The following is a 2,162-nucleotide window of genomic DNA, read 5'->3' as shown; positions in this document are numbered from 1 at the left end:
GCCCAACAGCGTGCACTGGCGCTGTTCGAGCTCGCTGAGCCCGCTGAGCGGCTCGGTGTTGACGGCCAGGTCGGGCGGGACAAGCTCGGGAGCGCCGCGGCCGCAGCGTCCGGATTCTGGAAGAGCTACGCCGGGGGGGCCGGTTCGCTGCTGGCGCGCCAGGTCGCTGAAACCGCCGCGCGGTCCGCTTATCTCCTCGCCGCCACTTTGGAGTCCCAATGATTAGTGTCCTGAGCGGATTTCATTTCGATGCGCCGTATGTCGGCCACCCTCATCCCGGCCTTGCCGCAGAGGGCTTCGCCCCGCAGATCGACTGGATTCCCACGCTGGGGCTGCTGGCGTTATTGGCGGCTGTCGTGTTCGTTGCGGGCGCCGCGTTGGGTATGACGATCCGTCGCCCCCGCACCCACGTTGTGGCAGAACCCAGCGCCAGCGGCGGTGCTCGACCGACTGATCAGGCGCAGTTGCGGGTCCTCGCCGCGCAGCGCGGCGCGTTGGTCAACGGCTGCGTGAAGGTGCGCGGCCTGCTCGATGATCAGCTCCTTACCGGCGAGCTCGATAGCGCCCTGCGCGACGGTGGAGTCACCGTTTTCGACGATGTCGGACAGCTGATGGATCCAGTCCGCCACCGAGTCAACGGCACCGTTGGGGCACCGGATGCCAGCGCCGAAGGCGTGGTGGCTCAAACGGTGGCCCCGGGCTACCTCGACCACGGCCGCGTCCTTCGACCGGCCGATGTCCTCGTTTACAAGTGGAGCCGCTGATGACCAGTGCCCAACCGGACGACTTCACTTCCCGCATCGCCGGTATCGGCGACGAGCTGGCCGCGATGTTCGTCGCCCACAACCTCGGCGCCGCGCTCGCACAGCTGCCGCCGGCGCTGAGCGCATCCAGCGACCGCGCCAAAATCGTGGTCGTCGGCGAGGTGGGCTCCGGCAAGACGGAGTTGATCAACGCCCTGCTCGACAGGCCGGGCCTGCTACCGACGGGGCCGACCAAGGTCTATTACGCCGTCGGAGCCGGGCGGCCCGAGGCGGTGCGGGTACATCTGGCCAGCGGCGGGGTCGTCGCCGACGAGCCGCAGAATCTGCGCGACCTGTTGCACCGCTGCTCCCAGGACGCGGTGGTCGACAACGTGGAGGTCGTACTGGACGAACCGGGTCTAGAGGCCATGACGGTGTTCGATACCCCCGGTGTCGGGGGGCTCGACGACGCCGCCGCGCAGATAACCCTGGCCGCGCTCGAACAGGCCACCGCGCTGGTGTTCGTCTGTTCGGTCGAGTCGATAATCTCCATCGCCGAACGCGATTTCATCGCCGAAGCCGCCCGCCGCATCGACCACATCGTGTTTGTGGGCTCCAAGGTCGACCTGACGCGCGATCGCGGTGCTGCGAACCTTCGGGAAAACCAGGAAGCCCTGAACAGGCCGGGCCTTCTCCCGATCGGACGTTTTCCCGACCTGACCTTTCTGCCGTTTAGCGCCCACACCGCAGCGACCGCACGCGGCAACCCCCGCAAGCTGGCACGGTCTGGCGTCCCAGCGCTGCGTGATCAGCTCAACCACATCGCGACCGGCCACACCGTCTATTACCAGCTCAATACGATGCGCGCGATGAAGGAAGCGCTCACGCTGGCCCACCAGGAGCTGAACCGGCGTAGGAAGGCAGTCGAGGACCCCAATGTCGGCGACGAACTTGCGCGCCTCACCGACCAACTCAAGCGGTTGGACGGAAGCAACACCGCGTGGCGGAGGACGCTGATGCGAGAGCTCCAAGACGCGAACTATGTCGTCCGCAAGGAGAACAAGCGACGCATCGCTGAGTTACGGGCCGAGTACCAGCGGCGGTTGTTATCCCTTCCCAAAGATCAAATCCGCAACGTGGAAACAGATCTGGTCAACGACTTGTGCCAGCTGCAAGCCAAGGCCGACGCCCACCTGCGTCGCGAGGTCGCCACAATCGCGCGGCTGTTATGGCAGGACGTCCTGACCGGTGAGGACGGAGTCTTCGATGGCGACTCCGCGATCGCTGAGCTCGCCGACCGGCTGCCCGCTCCCGACGAATCTCCCGCCGACTACATCGCCCAGCGAGCCGGCAGATTTACCGACGTCTCCGAGACCTTGACGGGATTACAGGGGGGCTATCTGGGCACCATGATGTTTC

General features: G+C 66.1%; 3 protein-coding genes. All 3 read left to right on the top strand.

The window, feature by feature from the left end:
- The coding region (locus tag WAN02_RS28560) for a hypothetical protein (RefSeq protein WP_422268737.1) at positions 1-222 on the top strand (222 nt) is incomplete at its 5' end.
- Positions 219-764, top strand: coding sequence for a nucleotide exchange factor GrpE (locus WAN02_RS28555; RefSeq protein WP_422268735.1), 546 nt, complete (start codon positions 219-221; stop codon positions 762-764). The genes WAN02_RS28560 and WAN02_RS28555, both read left to right, overlap by 4 nt.
- On the top strand, positions 764-2,162 hold a 1,399-nt coding region (locus WAN02_RS28550; RefSeq protein WP_422268733.1), incomplete at its 3' end, for a dynamin family protein. The genes WAN02_RS28555 and WAN02_RS28550, both read left to right, overlap by 1 nt.

The organism is Mycobacterium sp., from assembly GCF_049281135.1.
Taxonomy (GTDB): Bacteria; Actinomycetota; Actinomycetes; order Mycobacteriales; family Mycobacteriaceae; genus Mycobacterium.
This window is presented reverse-complemented; position numbering and strand designations above follow the sequence as displayed.

Excerpts from the sequence above, each read along its gene's own strand:
- WAN02_RS28555 (WP_422268735.1), top strand. The coding sequence starts at position 219 with ATGATTAGTGTCCTGAGCGGATTTCATTTCGATGCGCCGTATGTCGGC.